Below are 26,463 nucleotides of genomic sequence, written 5' to 3'. Positions count from 1 at the left end.
GCAGCTGATGAGTTTCGCGGTGCGGCCACCGGAGATCATCTCCTGGCAGATTTACACCGGCCCCGGCGCGGGCCCGATGCTCGCGGCCGCCACGGCCTGGGACGCGCTGGCGACCGAACTGCAGTCCACCGCGGCTTCCTACGGTCTGGTCGTCGACGGATTGGCCAACGAGTCGTGGACCGGCCCGTCGTCAGCTGCGATGGCGGCGGCCGCTACCCCCTATGTGGCGTGGATGGCAGCGACGGCGGCGCAGGCCAAGGTGGCGGCCGACCAGGCGAAAGCGGCCGTCAGCGCGTACGAGGCAGTCTTCGCCGCGGTGGTACCGCCGGCGGAGATCGCGCTCAACCGCAGCGAGGTGGCGTTGCTGGTCGCAACGAACATTTTCGGCCAGAACACCGCTGCCATCGCCGCCCTGGAGGCGCAGTACGGGGAGATGTGGGCGCAGGACACCGCGGCGATGTTCGCCTACACGAGTGCGTCGGCGGCCGCCGCCAGACTCGAGCCCTACACCAACCCACCACAAGTCGCCGACCCGGTCGGCCTCGCCAACCAGCAGGCTGCGGTCGGTCAGTCCAGCGCCCTGGCCGCCGGCACCGCGGCCGCGACCGCGGCTGCGACGGCCGCGCCGACCGCCGCACCGGTTTTTCCGTTCGACATCGTCCTGCAGGTCTTCGAAGCTCTGGGCAGCGGCGGCAGCTCGTACATGCAAGCCATGGGCCAGCTCCTCAATGCCCTGACGGGCACCCCGGTGGCCGCCACGACATGGGAAAACATCTTCGGGACCTTCGCCGACATCGGCCGGTTCAGCACGGTGGCCAACGACATCATGAGCATCCCCAACCTCGGCATGACCGAGTTCAAGCTGTTCTGGAAGCCGCCGTTGGAGGACATCCCGAAGTCGGCTCTGGGAGCGGGACTGGGAATGTCGCCGTCGGCCGGCCTGACCAACGCGGTATCGGCGGGTACCGGCCAGGCCAACGTGGTGGGGAAGTTGTCGGTGCCACCGAGCTGGGCATCGGCCACACCAGCGATCCGGATGGTGTCCGACGTGTTGCCGACCACGAGCATGGCCGCGGCACCGGCAGCAGCGATCCCGGCCGACCTCGTCAACCAGATGGCTTTGGGCAGCCTGACCGGTGGTGCCGCAGGCAGCGTGGCGGCCCAGGTCTTCAGCGGCAGCGGGGCAAGGGCCCGGGCCAACGGCGGAAAGGGACCCGTAGAGCCGGTCAAGCTGGACAGCGTGATCGCGAAGCTCCAACAGGAGCCCGAGGCCGTGCAGCATTGGAACGTCGACAAGGCCGGGCTGGACGGTCTGCTGGAGAGGTTGTCGAAGAAGCCCGGCATTCACGCGGTGCACGTTTCCAACGGGGACAAACCCAAGATCATGTTGCCCGAGGGGCAGGGGTAGCTGTTGAGACTTCTGTCAGCGGTTTTCGGCGTGGTCGCGATGGTCGCTGTCGCCGCACCGGCCCATGCCGACCCCGGAGGCGACGACGCGTCGTTCCTGGCCGCCCTGCGAGATGCCGGCATCAGCGTTCCCAATCCGGCCCAGGCCATCACGTCCGCCCAAGCGGTGTGCGGATTGATGCGCAACGGTGAAACCGGTCTGCAGGTGCTGACCGACGTGAAGAACCAGAATCCGGCCCTCACTCTGGATGGCGCGGCGCTGTTCACCGCCATTGCGTCGAACACCTACTGTCCCGAACATCTGGGACAACCCGAGGGCGGCTACTTCTAGCGAGACCCCGGTTCGCCTGGGCTCCACCTGGTGTTAACCCGAAGCTGATTGGCTGCCGGTCGGTGATGTAGCAGTCCGTTTCGATCAACACAGGGGTGGTGCGGTGCAGACGTTGAGCATTGCCGATTTCGCACTCCGGCTGTCCGTGGGAGTCGGGTGCGGCGCGCTCATCGGACTCGAACGCCAATGGCGCGCCCGGATGGCGGGGTTGCGCACCAATGCGCTGGTGGCCGCCGGTGCGACGCTGTTCGTGCTGTACGCCGCGGCCACCGAGGACAGCAGCCCGACCCGGGTCGCCTCCTACGTGGTATCCGGCATCGGATTCCTCGGTGGCGGGGTGATTTTGCGCGAGGGAGCCAACGTCCGCGGGCTCAACACCGCCGCCACCTTGTGGTGCTCCGCGGCGGTCGGGGTGCTGGCCGCATCCGGGCATCTGGTATTCGCGTTGATCGCCACCGGCAGCGTCGTCGTCATCCACCTGCTGGGCCGCCCGCTGGGACGGCTCATCGATCACGACAACTCCGGCCAGGAAGACGAAAGTCTCGAGCCCTATCAGGTGCAGGTGATCTGTCGTCCCAAGTCCGCGAAATATGCCCGGGCCCAGATCGTGCAGCACACCAGCAGCAACGACATCATCCTGCGCGGGATCCACACCGGCCAGGGCGGTGACGACAACATCGCACTGACCGCCCACGTGCTGGTCGACGGTCATTCGCCCGCCAAGCTGGAGCGGCTGGTGGGCGAACTGTCGTTGCAGCCGGGGGTGTACGCGGTGCACTGGTATGCCGGCGAGCAGAGCAGTCCCACGCTGCCCAATCCGCAGTCCGACTGATCAGGGCCGGGCCTGGAGGTCGGGGGCGGCGGCGGCCAGCAACTCGTCGCGACGTCCCGTCAGCGGGGGATAGATCCGCCGGGTATTGATCGTCTGCTTGGTCGCCTTGGCCTGCGCGCCCTGGGCCGCTAACGTGCGATCCCAGCCCTCGGTGTAGACCGCCCCGGCGGCTCCGAGGTCGAGAACCGTTACGTACCAAGGGATCCGCAGTGTCAGCAACGGTTGGTCGAACAGATCGCTGATCACGTTGTAACCGGCATAGCGCCCCATTGGCCGCCCATGTTGACACGACATCACCGACAGATGGTCCTCGTCCATCCGGGCGGCAGCCACGTCGCCGGCGGCGAACATTGACGGTACCCCGATGACCCGCAGGTGATCGTCTACGGCCACCCGCCCCAGCCGGTCGCGGGTCACGGGTAACTGCTCGGTGAGCGGGCTGGCGCGCATCCCCGCGCACCACACCACCGTCTCCGCGGCGAGTTGCTCACCCGAGGACAGCAACGCCCCGTGCGGGCTGATCGCCGATACCCCTACTCCTGCCCTGGTCTCGACACCGTTGTCCGACAACGCGTGAGCAATGACTGGCTGCGCCGAGGCGCCCATGTCGGAGCCGATCACGTTGTGGTCGACCAGCAGCACCCGCGGCGTCAGTCCCAGGGCACGCAATCGGCCCGGCAGTTCGCAGGCGACCTCGATCCCCGTCAGCCCGGCGCCGACCACGACCACCGTGGCCGTCGCCTGGCGGCCGGCCAGCTCCTGCAGGTGGTGTTGCAGTCGCAGTGCTGCGTCGTAGGTGTCGACGTCGAAGGCGAACTCCCGCAGTCCAGGCAGGTCGGGCTTGCTCAGTCGGCTGCCCGAAGCAAGAACCAGACGGTCATACGGATAGGTCGCGCCGGCAGCGGTGGTCACGGTCTGGGCGTCGGTGTCGATCGCGGTCACCTCCGCGGGGACGTGCCCGACACCCACGGGTTCCAGTAGATCGCCGAGCGGGATGCGGCAAGCACTCAGGTCCGCCTCGTAGTTGCGCACCCGGATGTCGTGAAATGCTGTGGCGCTGAGCATCGTGACGTCCACAGTCCCCGGCGCGACGCCGAGTTCGTCGAGGCGGCGCGCAGCCCCCAGCGCCGCCCACAACCCCGCGAAACCGGAGCCGATCACCACGACCCGGATCAACCGGACAACACCGTGCGGATCTGGCCCAGGGTCACTTTGGCCTTATGGCCGGGCAGCAACATCCACGTGTGCATGCCACCCTCGAGTTCGTACCAGCCGATGTCGAGACCCTCGCCGATCGCGCGCTTGCGGAAGGCCCGCGCATCGGGGTTGAGCACGTCGTGGGTGCCGGTGAAGACCGACAGGCGCGGCAGCCCGTCCAGCGGTCCCATGCTCGGGCTGAGCAGGGGGTGATCGAGGGGGTCGCCGGCAGCGTAGCGGAGGCCGGCCGCGCGCAGGTCGTCGACGTTGAGGAACGGGTCGATCTTGGCGACCGTCAGCACCTCGGGGTCCGGCAGCCCCAGGTGCATCCAGGGGGAGAGCAGTAGCGCGTCGGTGGGTTGCGGCAACCCGGCATCACGCACCGCATGGCACAGCGCGAACGCCATCCCGCCGCCAGCCGAATCTCCTATGAAAGCAATGGAATTCGGATCCTGCGCATCCAGCAGGCGACGGTAGACCTGCAGCAGGAACGGGAATACCTGGCGGTAGCTGTGTTCGGGGGCGATCGGATAGATCGGCACGGTGATGGTGCGGCGCAGCGTGTGGGCCAGCCTGGCGATGGCCGGCCAATGAAAGTGTGGCAGCAGATCGAGCACGTATGCGCCGCCGTGTAGGTAGAGCACGTGGCCGGCCAGCTCGTCGGGAGCGATGTGTCGGGGGGTCACCTGATAGACCGGGCGACCGCTGAGGTCAGTGCGGGTGACCTCGACTTTGTTCAGCACCAGCTTCGACGGCCGCCCACAGTAGGGCGGACGCGGATGGGCCGCCCAATATTCCAGCTTGGCCGTCGGGAACAGCCGGTTGCGGACGCCGGACGCGCGCAGCAGCCGCTCGGCGACGCGAGGTTTGGGTATCGGGCGGATCATCCTCGCCTTCAGTTCGTCGTCTTTTCGTGAGGGGCCATGGCGTTAAGTAATCTGTCCATTGTGAGTGGTTTGACGGGCTTTTTCTCGGCACTGCCTGCGGAGATGCGGGATCCGGTGTTGTTTGCGATTCCTTTCTTCCTGCTGCTGCTGACGCTGGAGTGGGCCGCGGCCCGCAAGTTGGAGAAGCTCGAGTCGGAAGAGACCGGTGCAATCCCAGCGGATCCGAGGCCGTCCTCCGGGTCGTACCTCACCCGGGATTCGATGGCGAGCATCTCGATGGGATTGGTGTCGATCGCGACGACCGCCGCCTGGAAAGCCCTGGCGCTGTTCGGATACGCAGCGATCTATGCCTATGTCGCTCCATGGCACCTCCCTGCGACCAAGTGGTACACGTGGGTCGTCGCCTTTCTGGGTGTCGACCTGCTCTACTACCTCTATCACCGTGTCGCCCACCGTGTCCGGCTGATTTGGGCTACCCACCAGGCTCATCACTCAAGCCAATACTTCAACTTTGCCACCGCGTTGCGCCAGAAGTGGAACAACAGCGGCGAGATCCTGATGTGGCTGCCGTTGCCGTTGCTGGGCCTGCCGCCCTGGATGGTGTTCTTCAGCTGGTCGCTGAACCTGATCTACCAGTTCTGGGTGCACACCGAACGCATCGGCAGGATGCCGCGGTGGTTCGAGTTCGTCTTCAACACCCCGTCCCACCACCGGGTGCACCATGGCATGGACCAGCCGTATCTGGACAAGAACTACGGCGGGATCTTCATCATCTGGGACCGGCTGTTCGGCACCTTTCAGAAGGAGCTGTTCCGTCCGCACTACGGTCTGACCAAACAGGTTGACACGTTCAACATCTGGAAGCTGCAGACGCACGAATATGCGGCGATCGCGCGGGACTGGCGATCGGCGCGACGGCTGCGGGACCGGCTCGGTTACGTTTTCGGCCCGCCCGGTTGGGCGCCGCGCCGGGCCGAGCAGCCCGATGCGGCCGCGCCGCTGGCCACATCTCGGTAACGCGGCGGCCACTTTTCACGAAAGCTTCAGTGTCGGGGATATAACGCGGTGACCGCACCTACCGGTCGGCGCTTTGTCACAGAGGGAGGGAACGGTCGTGAGCCGCCTGGCATTGCGCACGCTGATCGCACCGGTGATTCTTGCGGGACTGAGCTGGGGTCTCACCCCGGCAACCGGCCACGCCAATCCCGTGACGGCGTACCCCGGCATGGAGATCCATCAGGACAATCACGTGTGCACGTTGGGTTTCGTCGATACCCGGTCGCGAACGGCGTTCACGGCCGGGCATTGCCGGGGCAGCGGACTCGTCTACGACAAAGACAACAACATCATCGGGCGCATGACGACGTTCCGGGACAACACCCCTACCGGTTCCACGGTGGCGACTGACCAGTTGATCGCCGACTACGAGGCGATTGCGTTGGCCGAAGGTGTTGCGGCAAGCGACATCTTGCCGGGTGGGCGTGCGCTGCGCTCCGGCGCCGGTGCGGTGTCGCCCGGGCAGGCGGTCTGCCATTTCGGCATCACCACCGGGGAGACCTGCGGAACCGTGGAGAGCATCAACAACGGCTGGTTCACCATGACCAACAGCGTGCAGACGCAGCAGGGTGACTCCGGCGGACCGGTTTTCCTGGAGTCCAGCAGTCAGATCGTCGGAATCTTCAACAGTGTCTGGGGCACGCTGCCTGCGGCGGTGTCCTGGCAGGCCGCGTCGCAACAGGCACGCGAGGACATGGGCGTCAACCCCAGCTAGGTATCGAATCAGCGGATTGACGCTGCTGGCTGCGCCATTCTTGGCCATATTGAATACCTGCGTGATTCATAGGCGAGATATATTTGAATCGCCACGCCACCCGCAAAACATTCTTTTGCGTCTTGAGCAAGAAACTGCAGTTCAAAAACCCTGCTTTAGACCATTTCAACGGTCAAATCAAGGGGCAACAATCTCCGGGTAAACCTAGTGCGTACCGAGTCGCGGAGTTACGATCCGATACGCAATTCTCCAGATGTACCGGTCTTCGTCTCGACCCAGGTTTCGTCGTTTCCCACACCAACTCAGCACGTGTTTGTCCGTGTAATGCGGTAGCGGTTCCCCGTCCCTATTGACACGTTTTCGACCCAGAGAAAGTCAGGTTCTCTTCATGTCATATGTGATCGCATTCCCCGAGTTCGTTGCGGCGGCAGCTACGGACGTGGCCGGGATCGGCTCGGCGGTCAGCACGGCCAATCGAGCGGTCGCCGGAGCCACCACGGGGGTGCTGGCCGCGGCCGAAGATGAGGTATCAGCAGCGATCGCGGCCCTCTTCTCCGTCCACGGACAGAGTTATCAGTCACTGAGCAACCAGGCCGCAGCACTGCACGACCAATTCGTGCGGACGCTGACCAGCAGCGCGGATGCTTACGCGACGGCCGAGACGCTTGGCGTGGAACAGCTGGTGCTCGGAGTGATCAACGCGCCCACCCAGGCATTGTTGGGACGCCCGCTGCTGGGCAACGGCAGCAACGGCGCATCGGGGACCGGAGCCAACGGCGGAGCCGGCGGGATTCTGTGGGGTAACGGCGGCGACGGGGGGTCCGGCGCCCCCGGGCAGGCCGGCGGACGCGGTGGCGACGCCGGGTTGTTCGGCAACGGTGGTCGCGGGGGCACCGGTGGGACGGGCCTGACCGGCGCGCTGGGCGCCACAGGCAGCCTGGGCGGCACGGGCGGCGCCGGAGGGACCGGCGGCGCAGGCGGTAACGGCGGGATGCTGTGGGGTGCCGGCGGGGCTGGCGGTGCGGGCGGGCTGGGCGGTGTCGGAGGCACCGGGGGTGCCGGCGCGGCCGGGGCAGCGGGTGTCGCCGGTATCGAGAACGGCACCGGGGGCGTCGGAAAAGCCGGCGGTCAGGGCGGTACCGGCGGAGTCGGCGGGGCCGGCGGTGCCGGTGGTGCCTCAGGGTTGTTCGGCGGAGGTGCCGGAGCGAGCGGCGGCGCCGGCGACGGCGGGATCGGCGGCACCGGCGGAACGGGCGGCCAAGGCGGCCAGGGTGTTTCCGACACCGGATCCGGAGCGGGCACCGGCGGCCAGGGCGGTCAGGGAGGTGCAGCCGGCATCGGCGGTAGCGGTGCGGTGCCCGGCGGCATGGGCGCCGGCGGGAGCGGCGGCACCGGTGGCACCGGCGGCACCGGAATGGACGGCGGCACCGGGACGGAATTTGGCGGCGACGGCGGAGCCGGCACCCAGGGCGGCATCGGGGGTGTGGGCGGCGTCGGCGGCGCCGGCAACGGAGGCACCAACGGAAACGGCGGCACCGGAGGTATCGGCGGCACCGGCGGCAAGGGCGGCGACGGCGTCGACGCCGGCATCGGCGGTCGTGGCGGAGACGGCGGGACCGCCGGCCGGGGAGGTGCGGCGGGCAGCGGCGGTAGCGGTGGCACCGCGGGTGATTCCGGAACCGGTGGGACCGGCGGCACCGGCGGAACGGGTACCGGCGGCGGCGACGGCGGGACCGGCGGCGTCTCGGAGAGCGACGGCACCGGTAAGGCCACCGGCGGTACCGGAGGCGAGGGGGGCGCCGGTACCACGGGTACCGGTGGCGCCGGCGGCCGAGGCGGTGAGGCCCACCATTCCGGGGCCGGTGCCGCTGTCGGTGGTGCCGGCGGCAAGGGCGGGAGCGGACTTGCCGGTGGCGGTGCCGGTGGTCACGGCGGCGACGTGTACCACCAAGGAACGGGGAACGCCACCGGCGGTGCCGGTGCGAACGGCACCGACGGCGGCACCGACGGCGTCGGCGGGAATGGCGGCGACGGCGGATCCGCGCTGATAGAAAACACCGAGTCGCCGGGCGTCGCCACCGGCGGCAAGGCAGGATCGGGCGGTTCAGGGACCAGCGGCGGTCACGGCGGTACCGCCGGCGTCGCATTGACCCAAGGCACGGGCGAGGTCATTGCCGCCGCCGGAGGTGCCGGAGGCAATGGCACCACCGGGACCGGCGGTGACGGCGGAGGTGGCGGTGCAGCCTACGTGGACAACGGCGGCTCGCTCGTTGATGTCGTCGGCGGGGCCGGCGGTATCGGTGGTACGGGCACTGCGGGCGGCGGCTCCGGCGGTCACGGTGGCGACGCCGTCACCTACGGGACCGGAAGTGCCCTCGGTGGTGCGGGTGTTGCCGGCACCGGCGGCGGCACCACGGGCACCGGCGGGCACGGTGGGAACGGGGGCAGCGCGGGAACCGGGCACCCCGATTCCCCCGCGACGGCGACTGGGGGTGCCGGTGGCGCAGGTGGCGCCGGCACCACCGGCGGTGACGGCGGTGACGGCGGTGTCGCGGCGACTCTGGGACGCGGCAACGTGCGTCCCGGCGTCGGCGGCGCCGGCGGTACCGGAACCGTCGGTGACGGCGGCGCCGGGGGCGACGGAGGCCATGCGCAAGTCCTGACCCCCGACTCGGCGGCAAACGCGACCGGCGCCGCCGGAGGCATCGGCGGCAACAGCGTCGACGGCCGCGGAGGCGCGGGCGGCTCCGGCGGTGACGCGCAGACCGAGGGCGCCGGGAACGCCACCGGCCACAGTGGCGCTCTCGGCGGCACCGGCGGTGCGGGCGGTGGAAACGGCGGTGCCGGCGGATCTGCGCGCAGCTCGGGAACCGGTGACGCCACCGGCGGTGCTGGTGGCGCCGCCGGCGACGGGGGAACTGGCGGTACCGGCGGGGACGGGGGTGCCGGTGGCGAGGCGTCGATCGACGACCCCGATTCGTTGGGGACGGCGACCGGTGGGCGCGGCGGCGACGGTGGCGACGGGGGCACGGGCGGCGGCGCCGGGGGCCGCGGCGGCGATGCAAACAGCTGGTGGGACCCGTCCCTTGCAGCCGCCACCGGCGGCAATGGAGGTGACGGCGGCGATGGCACTGCACCGTTGGCCAGTGGCGGCAACGGCGGTGACGGCGGTGACGCATCCGGCTTCAGCGTGACCACCGGCGGATTCGGCGGTGCGGGCGGCAGTGGAGGCCCACTCGGAGGTCCCCCGGGCGCCACCGGCAACGACGGAACGCCTGCCCCCTGACGCCTGTTGTTCGCAGGAATCACGCGAACGCCGAGAGCACCGATCTCGGTCGTGTCAGACTTATCCGGGTGGGCAAACGCCAGGATGCACGGGACCACACCGAGACCCGAATCATCGAACTCGGCCGTCGGCAGCTGGCTTCGCATGGTGTCGCCGGACTGTCGCTGCGGGCGATCGCCCGGGAACTCGGCATGGTGTCCTCGGCGCTTTACCGGTACGTATCCAGTCGCGACGAATTGCTGACGTTGCTGCTCGGTGATGCCTACGACGAGATGGCCGACAGCGTGGAGCGCGCCCGCCGCGAATCCGACAACGATCTGTGGAGCGACGACATCCTCGTCATCACCCATGCGGTGCGCGAGTGGGCGATAGCGCACCCGGCGGAGTGGGCTTTGCTCTACGGCAGTCCGACGCCCGGCTACGCACCACCGACGCGCACCACGACGGTCGGCACGCGGGTGGTGGCCGACCTGTTCGACGCGCTCGCCGCAGGTATCACCACCGGCGACATCATGCTCACCAACGATGCTGCGCCGCAACCGGTGTCGGCGGACTTCGCCCGGATTCGGGACGGTTTCGGATTCCCCGGTGACGACCGCGTGATGGCCAAATGTTTCCTGCTCTGGGCCGCGGTGGTGGGCGCGGTCAGCCTGGAGGTGTTCGGCCAGTACGGCGCCGACACGCTGACCGATCCCCGCAGCGTGTTCGACACCGAGGTGCGGTTGCTGGTCGGCATGCTGGGCAGCGCTGAACGAAACTAGAACATGTTCATCTAGGCGCCGGGGCACCACCCGGCGCGCATCCCGGCAAAGACTTTCCGTACCCCGAGCGAGCCGCACCGGCGAGTCGGGCACTGGGATATCCTTCCAGGCGATGGACATTCTCGTTCAGTCGCCTATCCAGATCGCCTGGGTCACGACGGACCTCGACGCCACCGAAAAGGCTCTCACCGGGCTTTTAGGCGTGAAGAAGTGGGTCCGCATCCCCGACGTCCATTTCGCCCCGGACGTCTGCAGCTACCGTGGGCAGCCGGCGGACTTCGTGGCGCACATATCGCTGAGCTACCTCGGCGACATGCAGCTGGAGTTGATCGCCCCGGTCCGCGGAGAGAACGTCTATAGCGACTTTCTGCGCGATCACGGCCCGGGTCTGCATCACATCTGCGTCGAAGCCGAAAGCCCGCAACAATTCGACGCCGCACTCGCCGACGCTGTCCGCCAGAACGCCCCGGTGGTGCAACAGGGGGTGATGGCAGGCGGACTCCAATTCGCCTATGTGGCAGCGCCGCAGGCAGGCGTGCCGTACTTGGAGATCGCGTATCTCTCGCCCGAAATCAGAGCGTTCTACGACTACATCAAACAGGAGCAGCGGTGAGTACCGACATCCCGGCAACCGTCAACGTGGACACGGTGGAGTCCTGGACGGACGAAACCGACGTGCTGGTCATCGGTTTCGGCATCTCGGGTGGCTGCGCGGCCGTGTCGGCCGCGGCGGTCGGCGCACGGGTGCTGGTGCTGGAACGTGCGGCCGCCGCCGGCGGTACCACTTCGATGGCGGGTGGTCACTTCTACCTGGGCGGCGGAACGGCGGTGCAGGAGGCCACCGGGCATGCCGACTCACCCGAAGAGATGTACAAATATCTGGTCGCGGTATCCCGTGAGCCTGAATTCGACAAGATTCGGGCGTACTGCGACGACAGCGTGGAACACTTCAATTGGCTTGAGGGCCTTGGCTTTCAGTTCGAGCGCAGCTACTACCCGGGCAAGGTGGTCGTCCCGCCGGGCACCGAGGGTTTGAGCTACACCGGCAACGAGAAGGTGTGGCCGTTCTGCGAGCGGGCCGTGCCCGCACCGCGCGGGCATTCCGTGCCGGTGCCCGGTGAATTGGGCGGCGCGGCAATGGTGATCGATCTGCTGGTCAAACGCGCCGACGAACTGGCTGTGGAACTGCGTTACGAAACCGGCGCGACCAACCTGATCGTGGACGACGACGGCGCGGTGGTCGGCGTGATGTGGAAGCACTTCGGCGAGACCGGTGCGATAAAAGCGAAGGCGGTCGTGATCGCCGCCGGTGGTTTCGCGATGAACGACGACATGGTCGCCGAGCACACCCCGGCACTGGGACAACCCCGTCGCACCAAACACCATGGCTTGGTGGCGCCCTACATCCTGGGCAACCCGAACGACGACGGCCTGGGCATCCGGATGGGTGTTTCGGCCGGCGGAGCCACCAAACACATGGACGAGTTGTTCATCACCGCGGCCGCGTACCCGCCGGAAATCCTGCTGACCGGTGTGATCGTCAACAAGGAGGGCGAGCGGTTCGTCGCCGAAGACTCCTATCACTCGCGTACGTCGGCGTTCGTGCTGGAACAGCCCGAGCAAACGGCGTACCTGATCGTCGACGAAGCGCACATGCAGATGCCCGAGATGCCGCTGATCAAATTCCTCGACGGTTACGAGACGATCGAGGAGCTGGAGACTGCGCTGGAGATCCCCGCGGGCAGCGTCGCGGCGACCCTGCAGCGCTACAACGAGCTCGCCGCCGACGGTGCGGATCCCGACTTCCACAAGCAACCGGAATACCTTGCGCCACAAGACAAGGGACCCTGGGCGGTGTTCGATCTCTCGTTGGGGCGGGCGATGTATTCCGGCTTCACCATCGGTGGTCTGGCGGTCACTTTGGACGGCGAGGTGCAACGCGCCGACGGCAGCGTGATCCCGGGTCTCTACGCCGCCGGGGCCTGTGCCGCCAACATCGCCCAGGACGGTAAGGGATATGCCAGCGGGACGCAGCTGGGGGAGGGGTCGTTCTTCGGGCGCCGCGCCGGAGCCCACGCGGCGGCGAGCTCGCAGGCGCGGTAAACAGTCTCAGCGCCGGAGCGGCGTGCACAAGCCGCTGCCAGCAAGGCAAACTGCTCGAACCATCTCCGAATCAACCGAAACGGAGGTCGCCTGAAACACCCCGATCACAGATTTCGACAATTCCTCGTCGCTACGTGCGACACTGAGGCACACCTGCCAGGCAACCCCAACCAGGGTCGATGAATCGTGATCTGTCCGCACTGTCGCCAAAGTGTGTTGTACAAGGAACGCTCCGGGCGGCGCTGTTCGAAGTGTCGTCGGTCGTTCGCACTTGAACCCAAGACAAGCCCGCTCAGGCTGCACGACGTGAGGCTTCGCAAGCTGGCCGAGCGGTTAAGTGCCGGGCGCGGTCTGCGCTACACGCCGGAGCAACTCTGGTACGCGGCCGGCCGGACGAAAGTGCGTGGTACCTGTTCCGGATTCGATGCCGTCCCCAAGGCTCTGGGATACGCGGCGGTCGTGGTCGCGTGCCTTGCCCTCATCGCGTTCAAGATCGCTGACGTTACCGGCCTGCGCCCACTGGTCGTGCTCATCGCCGTCGCCGTGATCGCGCTCGTCGCCGCCGTGGTCATGGTGCTCGGCGACGAGACCATACGGGCGACGATCTCGGACCGCTTCCGCGCGCGGATCCGGATGCCGGTCAGCTTCGAACTCTTTGAAGAGAAAGTGGAAGATCGGTGGGCGCAGGTGTACGGCGGACCGCCGCGGGGAGAAGTGGATTCGCGCGCGCCGCTGCCGCCGCCGGTGGAGCGCCCTCGCTTCGCGCTGCTGTGTCCAGACTTGTCCGTGCGCACCTGCCTTGCCGCCAATGACGTATCACGCACTCGGGCCATCATGCTGGCGGGCCGCATCGAACATATTCCCCCGCAGATCCCGGTGGTGGTGTTACACGATGCGAGCCTGGACGGACTGCTGTTCGCGGACTCCGCCCGCGCAACCCTGGGACCGCGAGCTTTTGTGGCGGGATTGGCACCGAGAACGGTGCTGGCCAGCCGGTCCTCACTGCGGCTGCGCGAGGCTGCACCGGCGCCGGAGGATCTGGCTCGCCTGCGCCGAGACGGATTAACGCAGGCTGAAATCGACTGGCTGGCCAAGGGGTGGTGGTCGCCGATCGCTGCGGTTCCACCGGCCAAACTGCTCGCCGCCGTGGATCGGGCGGTGCAGCAAATCGGGGCAGCGTCGGATTCCGACCAGCGTCGTGCCGAAGCGATCGGCTTTCTCACGTGGCCGGCGTCGTGAGGGACCGGGTGCTGGGCCGCCTGGTGCGTATCGCGGCCCAGCGGGCGGGCGCACCAGCTGGACTGCGCTTCACCGAACGTCAGCTCTACTACGAACTTTGCCGACTGGCGCTTCCGGCGCAACGACTGCCACACCGGCCTGCGTTCACCCTCGCCCCACCAGTGAGTTACCGCGCGTTCCAGGAGGTGCTGAACCGCCACGGCGAGGTGCCCGGGCTGCTCAGGCCAACGCCGCCCCGTACGGGACCCGCCGGCCGGCACACCCAGGAACCAGACCTGTTCGACTACGGTCTGTCGCGACTGCTGGTCTGCGAGTCCGACCCGGTCGCGCAGATGTTGCGCGCCAACGGGTTAGCGATGGAATTGGCCTGTCCGGTGCTGGGGGCAGCCGAGCTGCCGCTCGATCCGCGGGTTGCGAAGATGCTCGCCAGAGCTGAGCGGGCGGCGATCTATGTGGTGCACGACGCCAGCCCGCGGGGACTCGCCTTCCCCGCCCGAATCCCCGAGCTCACCGATATTCCCGCAGGCGCGCGGGTGGTCCCGCTCGGTCTGCGGCCGCACCATGCAGGCCGACTGCACGTTTTTCACGGCCGGGGCCGTCCGGAGCCCGTCGAGGTCGCGGTCACCGTGTGGGAGCGTGCTTGGCTGCGACGTGGCCGATTCGCCCACCTCGAGGCGGTGCACCCGGCATCACTGCTACGCAGCGTGCACCGTCTGGTGCGCGAAGTACCTTCGCCCCCAACATTTCTCACCGAGGTGCAGCGCGTCCGCGGAACGGGCTTCCTCACCTGGCCGGCCGCATGAGAGGGGCTTTGGATGCCGCCGTACCGGCAAATCACCTACACCGATGAATTGCTCAGCGACGGCACCGTGCATCGGCAGTACTCCGACGGGCGCCAAGAGTGGCGGCGGCGATCCGCTGCGGGGTCAGTGCAGTGGCACGACCACAGCGGCAACTCGGGCACCGACGAACCACTGGGTCATAAGCTGGTCAAGCGAACTCTTCGCGACGGAAGGGTGATCTACGGACGTGAAGGTGGATATGGCCGAACTCTCTGGGGCGACGGCATTCTCACCGTGAATCGCTCGTCGTTCGGTGGGCGGCTCGGCACGATCTTGGCCGCAATGGCGGGCGGGGTGTTGCTCGGCGGGTTGGCGATGCCGCCGTACAGCCTGACCGCGGCGCAGGAGGAAGAACTGCGCACGCAGGGGGCCAAAGACCCGCGGGATTCGGGCGGAGGGGATTGGGACGATACGAGCGTTGCCGGCTGGGGCGACGACGGCTTCGATGGGGACTGCTGGGCCGACGGCTGCGATTTCGGCTGAGGTGCTCAGATGTCTCGCTGGTGTGCATTTTTCAGCCCGGACGACTTGCACGGCCAGGTTCGCGCTGTCGGGGCGGACCCGATAGCGGTGACCGGGCACTATGCCTTCGGTCTGGTCGGCGGCCCGGGTGCGGCTGCAGGACCGTACCGCACCAATCCTCGTGGCCGGGGCGCTCTGGTCGCTGTCGGAGAGGTCACGCTACACAACATCGACCGGCTGCGCACCCGCCTCGGTGCCGACGCGCCCTCGCCCAGCTGTAGCGACGGCGAACTCTTACTGCGTTCCTACGCCCGCTTCGGGCTCGACGGAATCGCTGCCGCGGAGGGCATGTTCGCCATGGCCATCGTTGACGGAGCCGAGCTGCTGCTGGTCCGCGACCATGTGGGTGCTCGCACGTTGTTTTATGCGAAGGCGGGTGATAGCTGGTGTGCCTCGACGTCGCTGCGAGTGCTCGCGCGCTGGCCTAAGCTTCGGACGGGTCTGAATCTTCCTGCGGTGCAGTCGTTTTTGAGCTTCGCCTACCTGCCGGGGCGCGAGACGCTGCTCCGCGATGTCGCCGAGGTGCTGCCGGGGCGCTGCGTCCGGCTGCGCGCAGACGGTTCATCCACCGAGGAAACGTATTGGGAGCCATGCGAAGTCCCTGACAGCAGGCCGAGCGACGCTCACGCGCTACGACTGCGCACGCTGCTCGAGGATGCAACTGCCCGGCGACTGCCACCCGGGGAGCCCGTCGGGGTGTTGCTGTCTGGCGGGATCGACAGCAGCCTGGTCACGGCTCTTGCCGCCAAACTGCACGACCATACCGTGCACACCTACTCCATCAGTTTCGGGCGTCATGCGCCCAACGAGCTCGGGTACTCCGGACTGGTTGCCGCGCATTGCAACACCCGCCATCGCGTGCTCACGGTCTCGGGCGAGGCGGTCGCGGCCCGGCTCGCGGAAACGGTTGCGCTGCTGGACAGTCCGGTCGGAGACCCCCTGACTGTCCCGAATCTGATGCTCGCCGAAGCCGTTTCGGCAGACGGCGCTACGGTGGTGCTCAACGGCGAGGGCGGAGATCCGGTGTTCGGCGGCCCCAAAAACCTGCCGATGCTGATCTTCGAATTGGCTCGCGAGGATCCCGACCCGAATGCTCGCGCGCAGGCATACCTCGACAGTTACCGCAAGTGCTACGCGGACCTGCCGGTGCTGCTGCGCCCAGAGGCGCTCGCCGCACTCACCGATGCGCCGCCGCTCACCGAGGTTTTCATGCCCTACCTGCGGCAGGGCCCAATGCGTAGCCTGCTCAACCAGCTGCTGCACGCGAATCTGCGCACCAAGGGTGCCCATCACATTCTCACCAAGGTGGAACGCATCACAACTGCTGCCGGTGTCCAGGGGCGTGCGCCGCTGTTCGACCGAGCGGTGATCGACCACGCCTTCTGTGTGCCTCCGCGCTACAAACTGGCCGGAACAGTCGAAAAGTGGATCCTCAAACAGGCGGTGCGCGACCTGCTTCCGGCCACGATCGTGGATCGCCCGAAAAGCGGGATGCGAGTTCCGGTGCAGCAGTGGCTGGCCGGTCCGCTGCGCGACCTCAGCCACGACCTGCTGCTCGGTCGCTCGACACGGGCCAGGGCCCTGTTCCGGGAGGACACCATCCGTGCCTGGCTTCGCGGTCAGGGTGCGCTGCTGCCGCGCCAGGGCGGCAAGTTGTGGCTGCTGCTGTCGCTGGAGCTGTGGTTACGTTCCTTCGGGGTAGACCCGTGAGGCCGTGATGAATTCGCACCGCTGCCGACAGAACCGATTGACACACTGAGGAGTTCGTGTCGCATGCCCGAACCGAGAATCAAGACTACGGCCGACGACGAGAACGAGATCCACGATGTCGCCGAGTTCGTCGACCCCGCACGCAATGTCGTGACGCCGGTGGCGCAGTTCCCGGCCGACGTCGCCCTCGCGGTCGTGCAGGCTTTCTCGGGAATCGTCCGCAGTGCCAAGTCGAGTCGCGCAGCGACCACGCCGGATGTGGACGGCATCGTGCGCTCGCAGACATTCGAAGAGGGCGACGTGTACATGATCGAAAAGCCCTTCGACGGGTACTTCGCCGACCGCTATTTGATGGACTTCTACGACGTTGAGGACCGCGGCATCTGCTCGCGCATGCACCTGCACACCGGGCTGCGACTGGTCCGCATGATGACAGGCCCGAACACCCAGATCCGTGTCGGTAGCCTCTCACCTTTCGACGTCACCGACATCGCGGGCGTAACCCCGTTCCATCCCAACCAGTTTCAGGACGACCTGCCCGAACCCCCGCGTGGCATCCGCCGGATCCGTTACAACCTCGTGGTCCCGCCCTGCTCGTTCGTCGACATGCAGATCCCCCGCGGCACCAGCCACCAGTTCAACGCCATCGGCCCTCATGCCGTGATCGACTCTGTCCACCCCGAGGAATCCATCGAGATCTTCCGCGAACGCATGTCCGGCTACAAAATGACCGCCCAGACCGTGTTCCTGGCCGACTCACGACCTCCGGCCCGCACCTGCCCGCGCACCGGTCCGTGAGCGCAGGCGACGATCAGCTACGAGCGATCAGACCTCGGCGGGCTTCTCCAGGACCGGCCCGAGCCGCCACCGTCCCTCGCCGAGCAGTTCGAGCTGCCGCTGGTGATGCTGCTCGACCGCGGGCCGGTGACTGACGCTGACCACGATGCACTCGGGAAGCTCGGCACGTACCAACTCATACAGCGCGAACTCCAGACCCGGGTCCAGCGCCGAGGTGGCCTCATCGAGGAAGACCGCCTTGGGCTTGGTCAGCAGGATGCGCGCGAACGCCACCCGCTGCTGCTCTCCGGGGGAAAGGACTTTGGCCCAGTCCCGCTCTTCGTCGAGGCGGGTGTTCAACGGCGCCAGGGCGACCCTGCTCAGCGCCTCGTGCAGTTGAGCGTCGGAGACGGCATGCGGGTCATTCGGGTAACACACCACGCCACGCAGATCGCCCAACGGCATATAGGGCAACTGGGACAGGAACATCGTGTCGTTGCTGCCGCCGGGGCAGCGCAGCGACCCCGAGGCATAGGGCCACAGTTCGGCGAGGGCCCGCAACAGCGTCGTCTTGCCGGAACCGGACTGTCCGGTGATCACCAGCGACTGGCCCGGTTCCAGCCGAACGTCCAGCGGGTCGATCAAGCTCTCGCCGCCGGGCTTTCGGACTTCGACGTTGTGCAACTCCACCGACCCGTCGGTACTCGGTGTGGTCAGTACCGATGGAAGAGCGCGGCCCTTCTCGTTGGCGGTGACCAGCCCGTGCAGGCGGATGATCGCTGCGCGGTACGGGGCGAAGCCGTCGTAGGTGTTGCGGAAGAACGACAGCGAGTCGGAGACCCGGCTGAAAGCCGACGCCGTCTGGGTTACATCACCGAACTTGATCTGGCCGTTGAACAGTCGCGGCGCCTGGATGAGCCAGGGCAGCGGAACGATCACCTGGCTCATCGACCAGTTCCATCCGTGGAAGATGAGGGACTGGCGGACATATTGGCGGTAGTTGGCGATGATCGGGGTGAATCGCTGCCACAACTGGACTCGCTCCACGCGCTCGCCCCGATAGAACCCGACCGCCTCCGCAGCATCGCGCAACCGGACCAGTGCGTACCGGAATCTGGCCGTCAGTCGCTCGTTGTTGAAACTCAGCCCGATGAACGGGCGGCCCAGCCAGAACGCAACCACCGAAGCGATGAGCACGAATACGAGCACGGCCCAGAACATTGCGCGCGGCAATACGAAGAGGCCGAAGACGTCGAACGGTCCGGACAGATGCCACAGAATGCCGGAGAACGAGACCACCGAGGCGATGGCGTTGACCGACCCGAATAGCAACGTGGAGGTGGAACCGTTGGCGGGCATGTTCTGCACGCCGGTGGTGTTGGCCGCGGTGAAGATGTCGATGTCCTGCTGAATCCGCTGGTCCGGGTTGTCGATGGTGTTGTCGATGAACAGGTCGCGGTAGTAGGCGCGGCCCGTCAACCAGTCCTCGCAGACCTGGTCCGTCAGCCAGACGCGCCACGCGATGACGAAGCGCTGCAGCAGATAGATGTCGATCACCGATCGGGCGATCCACAGCGCCGCCAGGAGGGTGAAGATGCCCAGCGAAACGTAGAAGCCGTGAATGCCGGTCTCCCGGGGGACCTTCTCGTTGGTCGCGATGCCCTGGACGGCTGTCTGGACCGCCGAGTACATGTCGTTGGTGAAATAGCTCAGCAGTACGTCCAGCCGTACTGACAGCAGCACCGAGAGCAGCAGCACGCCGAGCATCAGCCAGACGCGCACGCTGTCGCGTCCGACGAAGTACCCGCGGGTGATGTGCCAGAACTGCCGGCCCCACGGGGTGCAGAACCTGAGCAGGACCAGTGCAAGCAGCACGATCACCGCGCTGATGAGCCACGCGATGGCCAGCCAGCGCAGCGAATTCGGAAGCTCCTGCGACCAGTCCCTCGACGGTTTGAACGGCTCAGAGCCCACAGGCGTTGTCTCCTCCGCGTGACGAAATCCTTCGCGAAGGTACCCGAGGGGGTGGATAAGCTGCGGTCATGTCCACCGATGCAGCCCCCGCCCGGACCGTGCACGCCGGCCGTCTCGTCGCCCGCCGGCTCAAGGCCAGTGGCATCGACACCATGTTCACACTGTCCGGTGGCCATCTGTTCTCCATCTACGACGGGTGCCGCGACGAAGGCGTGACGTTGATCGACACCCGCCACGAACAGACCGCGACCTTCGCCGCCGAGGGCTGGTCCAAGGTGACCCGGGTGCCCGGCGTGGCCGCGTTGACCGCGGGCCCTGGCATCACCAACGGGATGAGCGCGATGGCGGCCGCGCAGCAGAACCAGTCCCCGCTGCTGGTGCTCGGTGGCCGGGCGCCGGCCGGCAGGTGGGGGATGGGCTCGTTGCAGGAGATCGACCACGTGCCGTTCGTGGCGCCGTTGAGCCGGTTCGCCGCGACCGCCCAGTCGGCCGACGACGCGGGCCGGCTTGTCGATCAGGCACTTCAGGCGGCGGTCGGCGCGCCGTCGGGGGTGGGTTTCGTCGACTTCCCGATGGACCACGTGTTCTCCCATGCCGAGGATGACGGCCGTCCGGGCGCGCTGAGCAGTCTGCCCGCTGCGCCCGCTCCGGACGGCGACGCGCTGGACCGGGCCGCCGATCTGTTGTCCAAGGCTCAGCGGCCGGTGATCATGGCCGGCACCAACGTGTGGTGGGGGCACGGGGAGACCGCGTTGTTGCGGCTGGCCGAGGAGCTGCGGATCCCGGTGCTGATGAACGGGATGGCTCGCGGCGTGGTGCCCGCCGACCACCCGCTGGCGTTCTCGCGGGGCCGCTCCAAGGCGCTCAAAGGAGCCGATGTCGCGCTCGTCGTCGGCGTGCCGATGGATTTCCGGCTCGGTTTCGGCGGCGTCTTCGGCGACCAGACCGAGCTGGTCGTGGCGGACCGCGTCCGGCCTCAGCGCAACCACCCGCGCCCGGTTGCCGCGGAACTCTACGGCGATCTCACCAAGATTCTCTCGGCGCTGGCCGGTTCGAAACCGACCGAGCACCAGAACTGGATCGACGAACTCCGCACCGCCGAGACCGCCGTCCGCGATCTGGAACAGGCCGAGCTCGCCGACGACCGGATCCCGCTGCACCCGATGCGGGTGTACGCCGAACTGGCGCCGCTGCTGGACCGTGACGCCGTCGTGGTGATCGACGCCGGAGACTTCGGGTCCTACGCCGGACGGATGATCGAGAGTTACCAGCCGGGCTGCTGGCTGGACAGTGGCCCGTTCGGTTGCCTGGGGTCGGGACCGGGGTATGCCCTGGCGGCCAAGCTGGCGTATCCGGGCCGTCAGGTGGTGTTGCTGCAGGGCGACGGCGCGTTCGGGTTCAGCGGCATGGAATGGGACACCTTGGTCCGGCACAACGTGCCGGTGGTCTCGGTGGTCGGCAACAACGGCATCTGGGGCTTGGAGAAGCACCCGATGGAGGCGCTGTACGGCTACTCGGTGGTGGCCGAGCTGCGGCCCGGCACCCGCTACGACGAGGTGGCCCGCGCGCTGGGTGCGCACGGTGAGCTGGTGGCGGCGCCCGTCGAGCTCCGCCCGGCACTGGAACGGGCCTTCGCCAGCGGGTTGCCCGCCGTCGTCAACGTCCTGACCGACCCCAGCGTCGCCTATCCGCGCCGGTCCAATCTGGCTTGACTGCGGCCGCGTACCGTTGTGGCGTGCCAAAGACCACCCGTTCGCAACCCGGCCGCCTGAGCGGCCGGTTCTGGCGTCTGCTGGGCGCCAGCACCGAAAGAGACCGCAGCCGCTCCATGGAAGTGGTGACCGCGTCGGAGAAATACGACAAGGAAGCCGCCGACCTGAGCGACGAGAAGCTGCGCAAGGCGTCGAAACTGCTCGACCTCGACGATCTCGCTGACTCCGACGACATACCGCAGTTTCTGGCGATCGCCCGCGAAGCCGCCGAGCGGACCACCGAACTGCGCCCTTTCGACGTGCAGTTGCTCGGCGCGCTGCGCATGCTGGCCGGCGACGTGATCGAGATGGCCACCGGCGAGGGCAAGACGCTGGCCGGGGCGATCGCGGCCGCGGGGTACGCGCTGGCCGGCCGGCACGTCCATGTGGTGACCATCAACGACTACCTGGCGCGCCGGGACGCCGAATGGATGGGACCGTTGATCGAGGCGATGGGCCTGACGGTGGGCTGGATCACCGCGGAATCGACCAGCGCGGACCGCAAGGCCGCCTACGACTGCGACGTCACCTACGCCTCAGTCAACGAGATCGGCTTCGACGTGCTGCGCGACCAGTTGGTCACCGACGTCGAGGACCTGGTTTCCCCGAACCCGGACGTCGCCCTGATCGACGAGGCCGACTCGGTGCTGGTCGACGAGGCGTTGGTGCCGCTGGTGCTGGCCGGCACCACCCATCGGGAGACCCCGCGGCTGGAGATCATCAAGCTGGTGGGCCGGCTCAAAGCCGAAACCGACTACGACACCGATGCCGACAGCCGCAATGTCCACTTGACCGAAGCCGGGGCGCGCAAGGTGGAGAAGGCGCTCGGTGGCATCGATCTGTATTCCGAGGAGCACGTCGGCACCACCCTGACCGAAGTCAACGTCGCACTGCACGCCCACGTGTTGCTGCAGCGCGACGTGCACTACATCGTCCGCGACGACGCCGTGCACCTGATCAACTCTTCCCGCGGCCGCATCGCGCAACTGCAGCGCTGGCCGGACGGCCTGCAGGCCGCCGTCGAGGCCAAGGAGGGCATCGAGACCACCGAGACCGGGGAGGTGCTCGACACCATCACGGTGCAGGCGTTGATCAACCGCTACACGACGGTATGCGGCATGACCGGCACCGCGCTGGCTGCCGGTGAGCAGTTGCGCCAGTTCTACAAATTGGGGGTGTCGCCGATACCGCCGAACACCCCCAACGTCCGCGAGGACGAGTCCGACCGCGTCTACATCACCGCGGCCGCCAAGAACGACGCCATCGTCGAGCACATCGCCGAGGTGCACGAAACCGGGCAGCCGGTGCTGGTCGGCACCCGTGACGTCGCCGAATCCGAGGACCTGCACGAGCGGCTGCTGCGCCGCGACGTGCCCGCGGTGCTGCTCAACGCGAAGAACGACGCCGAAGAGGCCTCGGTCATCGCCGAGGCCGGCAAGCACGGCGTGGTCACCGTGTCCACCCAGATGGCCGGCCGCGGCACCGACATCCGGCTGGGCGGATCCGATGAGTCCGACCACGACCGGGTCGCCGAACTCGGCGGCCTGCACGTGGTGGGCACCGGCCGGCATCACACCGAACGGCTGGACAACCAGCTGCGTGGTCGCGCCGGACGCCAGGGCGACCCGGGCTCGTCGGTGTTCTTCTCCAGCTGGGAAGACGACGTGGTGGCGGCCAACCTCGACCACAACAAGCTGCCCATGCAGACCGACCCGGAAGAGGCCGACGGGCGCATCGTCAGCCCCAAGGCGGCCGGGCTGCTCGACCACGCCCAGCGCGTCGCCGAGGGCCGCATGCTGGACGTGCACGCCAACACCTGGCGCTACAACCAGCTGATCGCCCAGCAGCGCGCGATCATCGTGGATCGGCGAAACACGTTGTTGCGCAATGCAACAGCGCGCGAGGAGCTAGAGGAACTGGCGCCCAAACGGTACAAGGAGCTCAGCGAAGACCTGTCCGAAGAGCGGCTGGAGAAGATCTGCCGGCTGATCATGCTGTATCACCTCGACCGCGGCTGGGCGGATCATCTCGCATATCTGGCCGACATCCGCGAAAGCATCCATCTGCGGGCGTTGGGTCGGCAGAATCCGCTCGACGAGTTCCACCGGATGGCGGTGGACGCGTTCGCCTCACTGGCCGCCGACGCGATCGAGGCGGCCCAGCAGACGTTCGAGACGGCCAACATCCTCGAGGACGAACCGGGGCTGGACCTGTCGAAGCTCGCCAGGCCGACGTCGACGTGGACCTACATGGTCAACGACAACCCGCTGTCCGACGACACGCTGTCCACGCTGAGCCTGCCTGGCGTCTTCCGCTGAGGCCGACGCGCCGGCTTCGCACTAGGGTTACGGCTCATGGAGCCTGGGCCGGCGCAGAATCGGGTGCTGACGGTGCCCAATGTGCTCAGCATCGCCCGGCTCGTGCTGATCCCGGTCTTCGTCTACCTGATGCTGGGCGCCCATCTGCACGGCTGGGCGGTGGCGATCCTGATGTTCAGCGGCGTCTCGGACTGGGCCGACGGCAAGATCGCCCGCCTGATGGGTCAGTCGTCGCGCCTCGGTGCGCTGCTGGACCCGGCCGTGGACCGCCTCTACATGGTGACCGTGCCGCTGGTGCTGGCGTTGAGCGGGATCGCCCCCTGGTGGTTCGTGGTAACGCTGCTGGCCCGCGACGCGGCGCTGGCGGCGACGCTGCCGCTGCTGCGCAGCCGCGGCCTGACGGCGCTGCCGGTGACCTACGTCGGCAAAGCTGCGACGTTCGCCCTGATGTCGGGGTTTCCGCTGGTGCTGCTCGGCCAGTGGGACGCACAGTGGAGTCGTGTCGTGGGAGCTTGCGGCTGGGCGTTCCTGATCTGGGGTCTGTACATGTATCTCTGGGCGTTCGTGCTCTACATGGTGCAGATGGTCCTGGTGATGCGCCGGATGCCCAAGGTCAGACGAGGCCAGCCGGCCGTCCCGGAGTCGAGCGCGCATGACTGAACCCGATCGGCGGCTCGGCGGCTACGACCCCAACGCCGGGTACAGCGCCCACACCGTCGACCGCCCGACGCACATCCCGGTGCCGTCACTGCTGCGCGCCTTGCTGTCCGAGCATCTGGATCCCGGATACGCGGCCGCGGCTGCCGAACGCGCGCAGCACGGTGTGCCGGAGACCCGGCGCAGCACGGCTTTCGGCTGGATCTGGCAGGCGCTGGCGGCGACGCTGGTGGCGGCCGTGTTCGCCGCCGCCGTGGCACAGGCCCGTTCGGTGGCTCCCGGGGTGCGGTCGGCCCAGCAACTACTGGCCGCGAATGTGCGCGCGACCCAGACCGCCGCCAGCACACTGGCCCGGCAGCGCAGCGAACTGGTGGCCAGGCTCGACGAGGTCCAGCGACTCGCGCTGACCGACGACGCCGAGGGCCAACGGTTGTTGAACCGCCTCGACGCACTCAGCCTGGCATCGGCCAGTACCGCGGTGATCGGCCCCGGCGTGACCGTGACGGTCACCGACCCCGGCGCCGGCCCCAACCTCTCTGATGCGTCCAAACAGCGGCTGAACGGCAGCCGACAGATCATCCTGGACCGCGACCTGCAACTGGTCGTCAATTCGTTGTGGGCCAGCGGAGCCGAGGCCATCGCGATCGACGGCGCGCGGATCGGCCCCAACGTCACCATCAGGCAGGCCGGGGGAGCGATCCTGGTCGACAACAACCCCACCACCAGCCCGTACACCGTCGTCGCGATCGGCCCGCCCAACGCGATGCGGGACGCCTTCGATCGCAGTCCCGGGTTGCGTCGGCTTAGGCTGCTGGAGGTTTCCTACGGAGTGGGCGTCAGCGTCAACGTCGAGCCCGCCGGCGGGAAAGGCCTGACCGTGCCGGCCGGAGCTGTCCGGGATGTCAAGTTCGCCAGAGAGATTGGGCACTAGTGAGAAGTGGTGTGCCGGCATGATCGGAATCGCCGCCCTTGTCATCGGCATCGTGCTGGGCTTGGTGTTTCACCCCAGCGTTCCCGAGGTCATCCAGCCTTACCTGCCCATCGCCGTCGTCGCCGCACTCGATGCGGTGTTCGGCGGGTTGCGGGCGTACCTGGAACGCATCTTCGATCCGAAGGTGTTCGTCGTCTCGTTCGTGTTCAACGTCCTGGTGGCCGCGTTGATCGTGTACGTCGGCGACCAGCTGGGCGTCGGCACGCAGTTGTCCACCGCGATCGTCGTCGTGCTGGGAATCCGGATCTTCGGCAACGCGGCCGCGCTGCGACGGCGGCTGTTCGGGGCCTGACGGGGGCGAGGTCTGAGATGAGGTCTGCGTGAGCCAGGACGAACCGGCACCGCCCGAGCCCGAGCGCCGCGGACGCCACGAGCTGCCCGCGGACGCGGCGCGCCCCGCCGTACGGCGTGGTCGGTCCCGCTTGGTGTTCGGGGCGCTGGCCGTGTTGTTGTGCCTGGTGCTCGGCATTGCGATCGTCACGCAGGTGCGCCAGAACGAGTCCGGCGATTCCCTGGAAACCGCCCGTCCCGCAGACCTGTTGGTGCTGTTGGACTCGTTGCGGCAGCGCGAGGCGACACTGAGCACCGAGGTCGCCGACCTGCAGAACACGCTGAACGCGCTGCAGGCGTCGGGCAACAACGACCAGGCGGCCATCGAAAGCGCGCAGGCGCGGTTGGCCGCGCTGTCCATCCTGGTCGGCGCGGTGGGCGCGACCGGTCCGGGCGTGACGGTGCGGATCGAAGATCCGGCACCCGGGGTCGCTCCGGAAGTGATGCTGGACGTGATCAACGAGCTGCGCGCCGCCGGCGCCGAGGCGATCCAGATCAACGATGCCCAGCAGTCCGTGCGGGTCGGGGTCGACACCTGGGTGGTGGGTTCGGCGGGTTCGCTGACGATCGACAACAAGGTTTTCGCTCCGCCGTATTCGATTCTGGCGATTGGCAATCCGCCGACTCTGGCCGCGGCGATGAACATCCCCGGCGGCGCGGAGGACAGCGTCAAACGGGTCGGCGGGCGGATGTCCGTGCAACAAGCCGACCAGGTGGAGGTGACCACCTTGCGGCAACCAAAAAACCGCCAATACGCTCAGCCCGTCAAGTGAAGTA

23 protein-coding genes are annotated in these 26,463 nt (G+C 67.6%); 20 read left to right on the top strand and 3 right to left on the bottom strand.

The window, feature by feature from the left end; genetic code table 11:
- The first annotated feature begins 7 nt into the window (after positions 1 to 7).
- The 3 genes from AC5Y47_RS04785 to AC5Y47_RS04775 all read left to right on the top strand — a co-directional run bounded on the left by AC5Y47_RS04785 (position 8) and on the right by AC5Y47_RS04775 (position 2,570).
- Entirely contained in the window at positions 8 to 1,408 is a 1,401-nt protein-coding gene (locus AC5Y47_RS04785; protein ID WP_499942447.1) for a PPE family protein, read from the top strand.
- 39 nt (positions 1,409 to 1,447) lie between these two features.
- Entirely contained in the window at positions 1,448 to 1,738 is a 291-nt protein-coding gene (locus tag AC5Y47_RS04780) for a DUF732 domain-containing protein (RefSeq protein ID WP_499942852.1), read from the top strand.
- Positions 1,739 to 1,841: 103 nt separating this feature from the next.
- Positions 1,842 to 2,570 (top strand): MgtC/SapB family protein, encoded by a 729-nt coding sequence (locus AC5Y47_RS04775; RefSeq protein WP_499942445.1) that lies wholly within the window; start codon positions 1,842 to 1,844, stop codon positions 2,568 to 2,570.
- On the opposite strand, the gene AC5Y47_RS04770 is transcribed toward AC5Y47_RS04775, so the two are convergent.
- Together AC5Y47_RS04770 and AC5Y47_RS04765 are read right to left on the bottom strand one after the other, a co-directional pair.
- Positions 2,571 to 3,746 carry an NAD(P)/FAD-dependent oxidoreductase gene (locus AC5Y47_RS04770; protein ID WP_499942443.1) on the bottom strand — a complete coding sequence of 392 codons (1,176 nt, stop codon included), beginning with the start codon at positions 3,744 to 3,746 and terminating at the stop codon, positions 2,571 to 2,573. It lies immediately after the preceding gene.
- Positions 3,743 to 4,654 carry an alpha/beta hydrolase fold domain-containing protein gene (locus tag AC5Y47_RS04765; RefSeq protein ID WP_499942441.1) on the bottom strand — a complete coding sequence of 304 codons (912 nt, stop codon included), beginning with the start codon at positions 4,652 to 4,654 and terminating at the stop codon, positions 3,743 to 3,745. Before AC5Y47_RS04765 ends, AC5Y47_RS04770 begins: the two co-directional genes overlap by 4 nt.
- 60 nt (positions 4,655 to 4,714) lie before the next feature.
- On the opposite strand from AC5Y47_RS04765, the gene AC5Y47_RS04760 reads away from it, so the two are divergent.
- The 11 genes from AC5Y47_RS04760 (at position 4,715) to AC5Y47_RS04710 (ending at position 17,686) form a co-directional block, all read left to right on the top strand.
- Complete coding sequence (locus AC5Y47_RS04760; protein WP_499942440.1) at positions 4,715 to 5,671, top strand: sterol desaturase family protein; 957 nt, start codon at positions 4,715 to 4,717, stop codon at positions 5,669 to 5,671.
- Positions 5,672 to 5,768: 97 nt separating this feature from the next.
- Positions 5,769 to 6,425 (top strand): Rv1815 family serine proteinase, encoded by a 657-nt coding sequence (locus AC5Y47_RS04755; RefSeq protein ID WP_499942439.1) that lies wholly within the window; start codon positions 5,769 to 5,771, stop codon positions 6,423 to 6,425.
- A gap of 388 nt (positions 6,426 to 6,813) precedes the next feature.
- Positions 6,814 to 9,711 carry a PE family protein gene (locus tag AC5Y47_RS04750; RefSeq protein WP_499942437.1) on the top strand — a complete coding sequence of 966 codons (2,898 nt, stop codon included), beginning with the start codon at positions 6,814 to 6,816 and terminating at the stop codon, positions 9,709 to 9,711.
- Between the two features lie 68 nt (positions 9,712 to 9,779).
- Positions 9,780 to 10,472: a TetR/AcrR family transcriptional regulator gene (locus tag AC5Y47_RS04745; RefSeq protein WP_499942435.1), complete on the top strand. Its 693-nt coding sequence runs from the start codon at positions 9,780 to 9,782 to the stop codon at positions 10,470 to 10,472.
- Between the two features lie 112 nt (positions 10,473 to 10,584).
- Entirely contained in the window at positions 10,585 to 11,085 is a 501-nt protein-coding gene (locus AC5Y47_RS04740) for a VOC family protein (RefSeq protein ID WP_499942434.1), read from the top strand.
- On the top strand, positions 11,082 to 12,575 hold the full coding sequence (locus AC5Y47_RS04735) for an FAD-binding protein (RefSeq protein WP_499942432.1): 1,494 nt from the start codon (positions 11,082 to 11,084) through the stop codon (positions 12,573 to 12,575). Before AC5Y47_RS04740 ends, AC5Y47_RS04735 begins: the two co-directional genes overlap by 4 nt.
- 213 nt (positions 12,576 to 12,788) lie before the next feature.
- Positions 12,789 to 13,814, top strand: coding sequence for a hypothetical protein (locus tag AC5Y47_RS04730; RefSeq protein WP_499942431.1), 1,026 nt, complete (start codon positions 12,789 to 12,791; stop codon positions 13,812 to 13,814).
- Positions 13,799 to 14,617, top strand: coding sequence for a hypothetical protein (locus AC5Y47_RS04725; protein WP_499942430.1), 819 nt, complete (start codon positions 13,799 to 13,801; stop codon positions 14,615 to 14,617). The genes AC5Y47_RS04730 and AC5Y47_RS04725 overlap by 16 nt, the downstream gene beginning before the upstream one ends.
- Before the next feature lie 12 nt (positions 14,618 to 14,629).
- A complete protein-coding gene (locus AC5Y47_RS04720; protein WP_499942428.1) occupies positions 14,630 to 15,139 on the top strand; it encodes a hypothetical protein in 510 nt (169 codons plus the stop codon).
- Between the two features lie 9 nt (positions 15,140 to 15,148).
- Entirely contained in the window at positions 15,149 to 16,888 is a 1,740-nt protein-coding gene (locus AC5Y47_RS04715; protein ID WP_499942426.1) for an asparagine synthetase B family protein, read from the top strand.
- 63 nt (positions 16,889 to 16,951) lie between these two features.
- On the top strand, positions 16,952 to 17,686 hold the full coding sequence (locus AC5Y47_RS04710) for a hypothetical protein (protein WP_499942425.1): 735 nt from the start codon (positions 16,952 to 16,954) through the stop codon (positions 17,684 to 17,686).
- Between the two features lie 27 nt (positions 17,687 to 17,713).
- Here the strand turns inward: AC5Y47_RS04710 and AC5Y47_RS04705 are convergent, their stop codons facing one another.
- Positions 17,714 to 19,639, bottom strand: coding sequence for an ABC transporter ATP-binding protein/permease (locus AC5Y47_RS04705; protein ID WP_499942423.1), 1,926 nt, complete (start codon positions 19,637 to 19,639; stop codon positions 17,714 to 17,716).
- A 68-nt stretch (positions 19,640 to 19,707) separates the two neighbouring features.
- On the opposite strand from AC5Y47_RS04705, the gene AC5Y47_RS04700 reads away from it, so the two are divergent.
- Genes AC5Y47_RS04700 through AC5Y47_RS04675 form a run of 6 tightly spaced genes read left to right on the top strand, consistent with a single transcriptional unit; the run spans position 19,708 to position 26,459 of the window.
- A complete protein-coding gene (locus tag AC5Y47_RS04700; protein WP_499942421.1) occupies positions 19,708 to 21,351 on the top strand; it encodes an acetolactate synthase in 1,644 nt (547 codons plus the stop codon).
- Between the two features lie 23 nt (positions 21,352 to 21,374).
- Positions 21,375 to 23,708 (top strand): accessory Sec system translocase SecA2, encoded by a 2,334-nt coding sequence (secA2, locus tag AC5Y47_RS04695; RefSeq protein ID WP_499942419.1) that lies wholly within the window; start codon positions 21,375 to 21,377, stop codon positions 23,706 to 23,708.
- 36 nt (positions 23,709 to 23,744) lie between these two features.
- Positions 23,745 to 24,368, top strand: coding sequence for a CDP-alcohol phosphatidyltransferase family protein (locus tag AC5Y47_RS04690; protein ID WP_499942417.1), 624 nt, complete (start codon positions 23,745 to 23,747; stop codon positions 24,366 to 24,368).
- Complete coding sequence (locus AC5Y47_RS04685; RefSeq protein ID WP_499942416.1) at positions 24,361 to 25,296, top strand: DUF881 domain-containing protein; 936 nt, start codon at positions 24,361 to 24,363, stop codon at positions 25,294 to 25,296. Before AC5Y47_RS04690 ends, AC5Y47_RS04685 begins: the two co-directional genes overlap by 8 nt.
- A gap of 19 nt (positions 25,297 to 25,315) precedes the next feature.
- Positions 25,316 to 25,648: a small basic family protein gene (locus AC5Y47_RS04680; RefSeq protein WP_499942414.1), complete on the top strand. Its 333-nt coding sequence runs from the start codon at positions 25,316 to 25,318 to the stop codon at positions 25,646 to 25,648.
- A gap of 28 nt (positions 25,649 to 25,676) precedes the next feature.
- A complete protein-coding gene (locus AC5Y47_RS04675) occupies positions 25,677 to 26,459 on the top strand; it encodes a DUF881 domain-containing protein (protein ID WP_499942412.1) in 783 nt (260 codons plus the stop codon).
- Positions 26,460 to 26,463: the final 4 nt, after the last annotated feature.

The organism is Mycobacterium sp. NGS22 (assembly GCF_059813095.1).
This window is presented reverse-complemented; position numbering and strand designations above follow the sequence as displayed.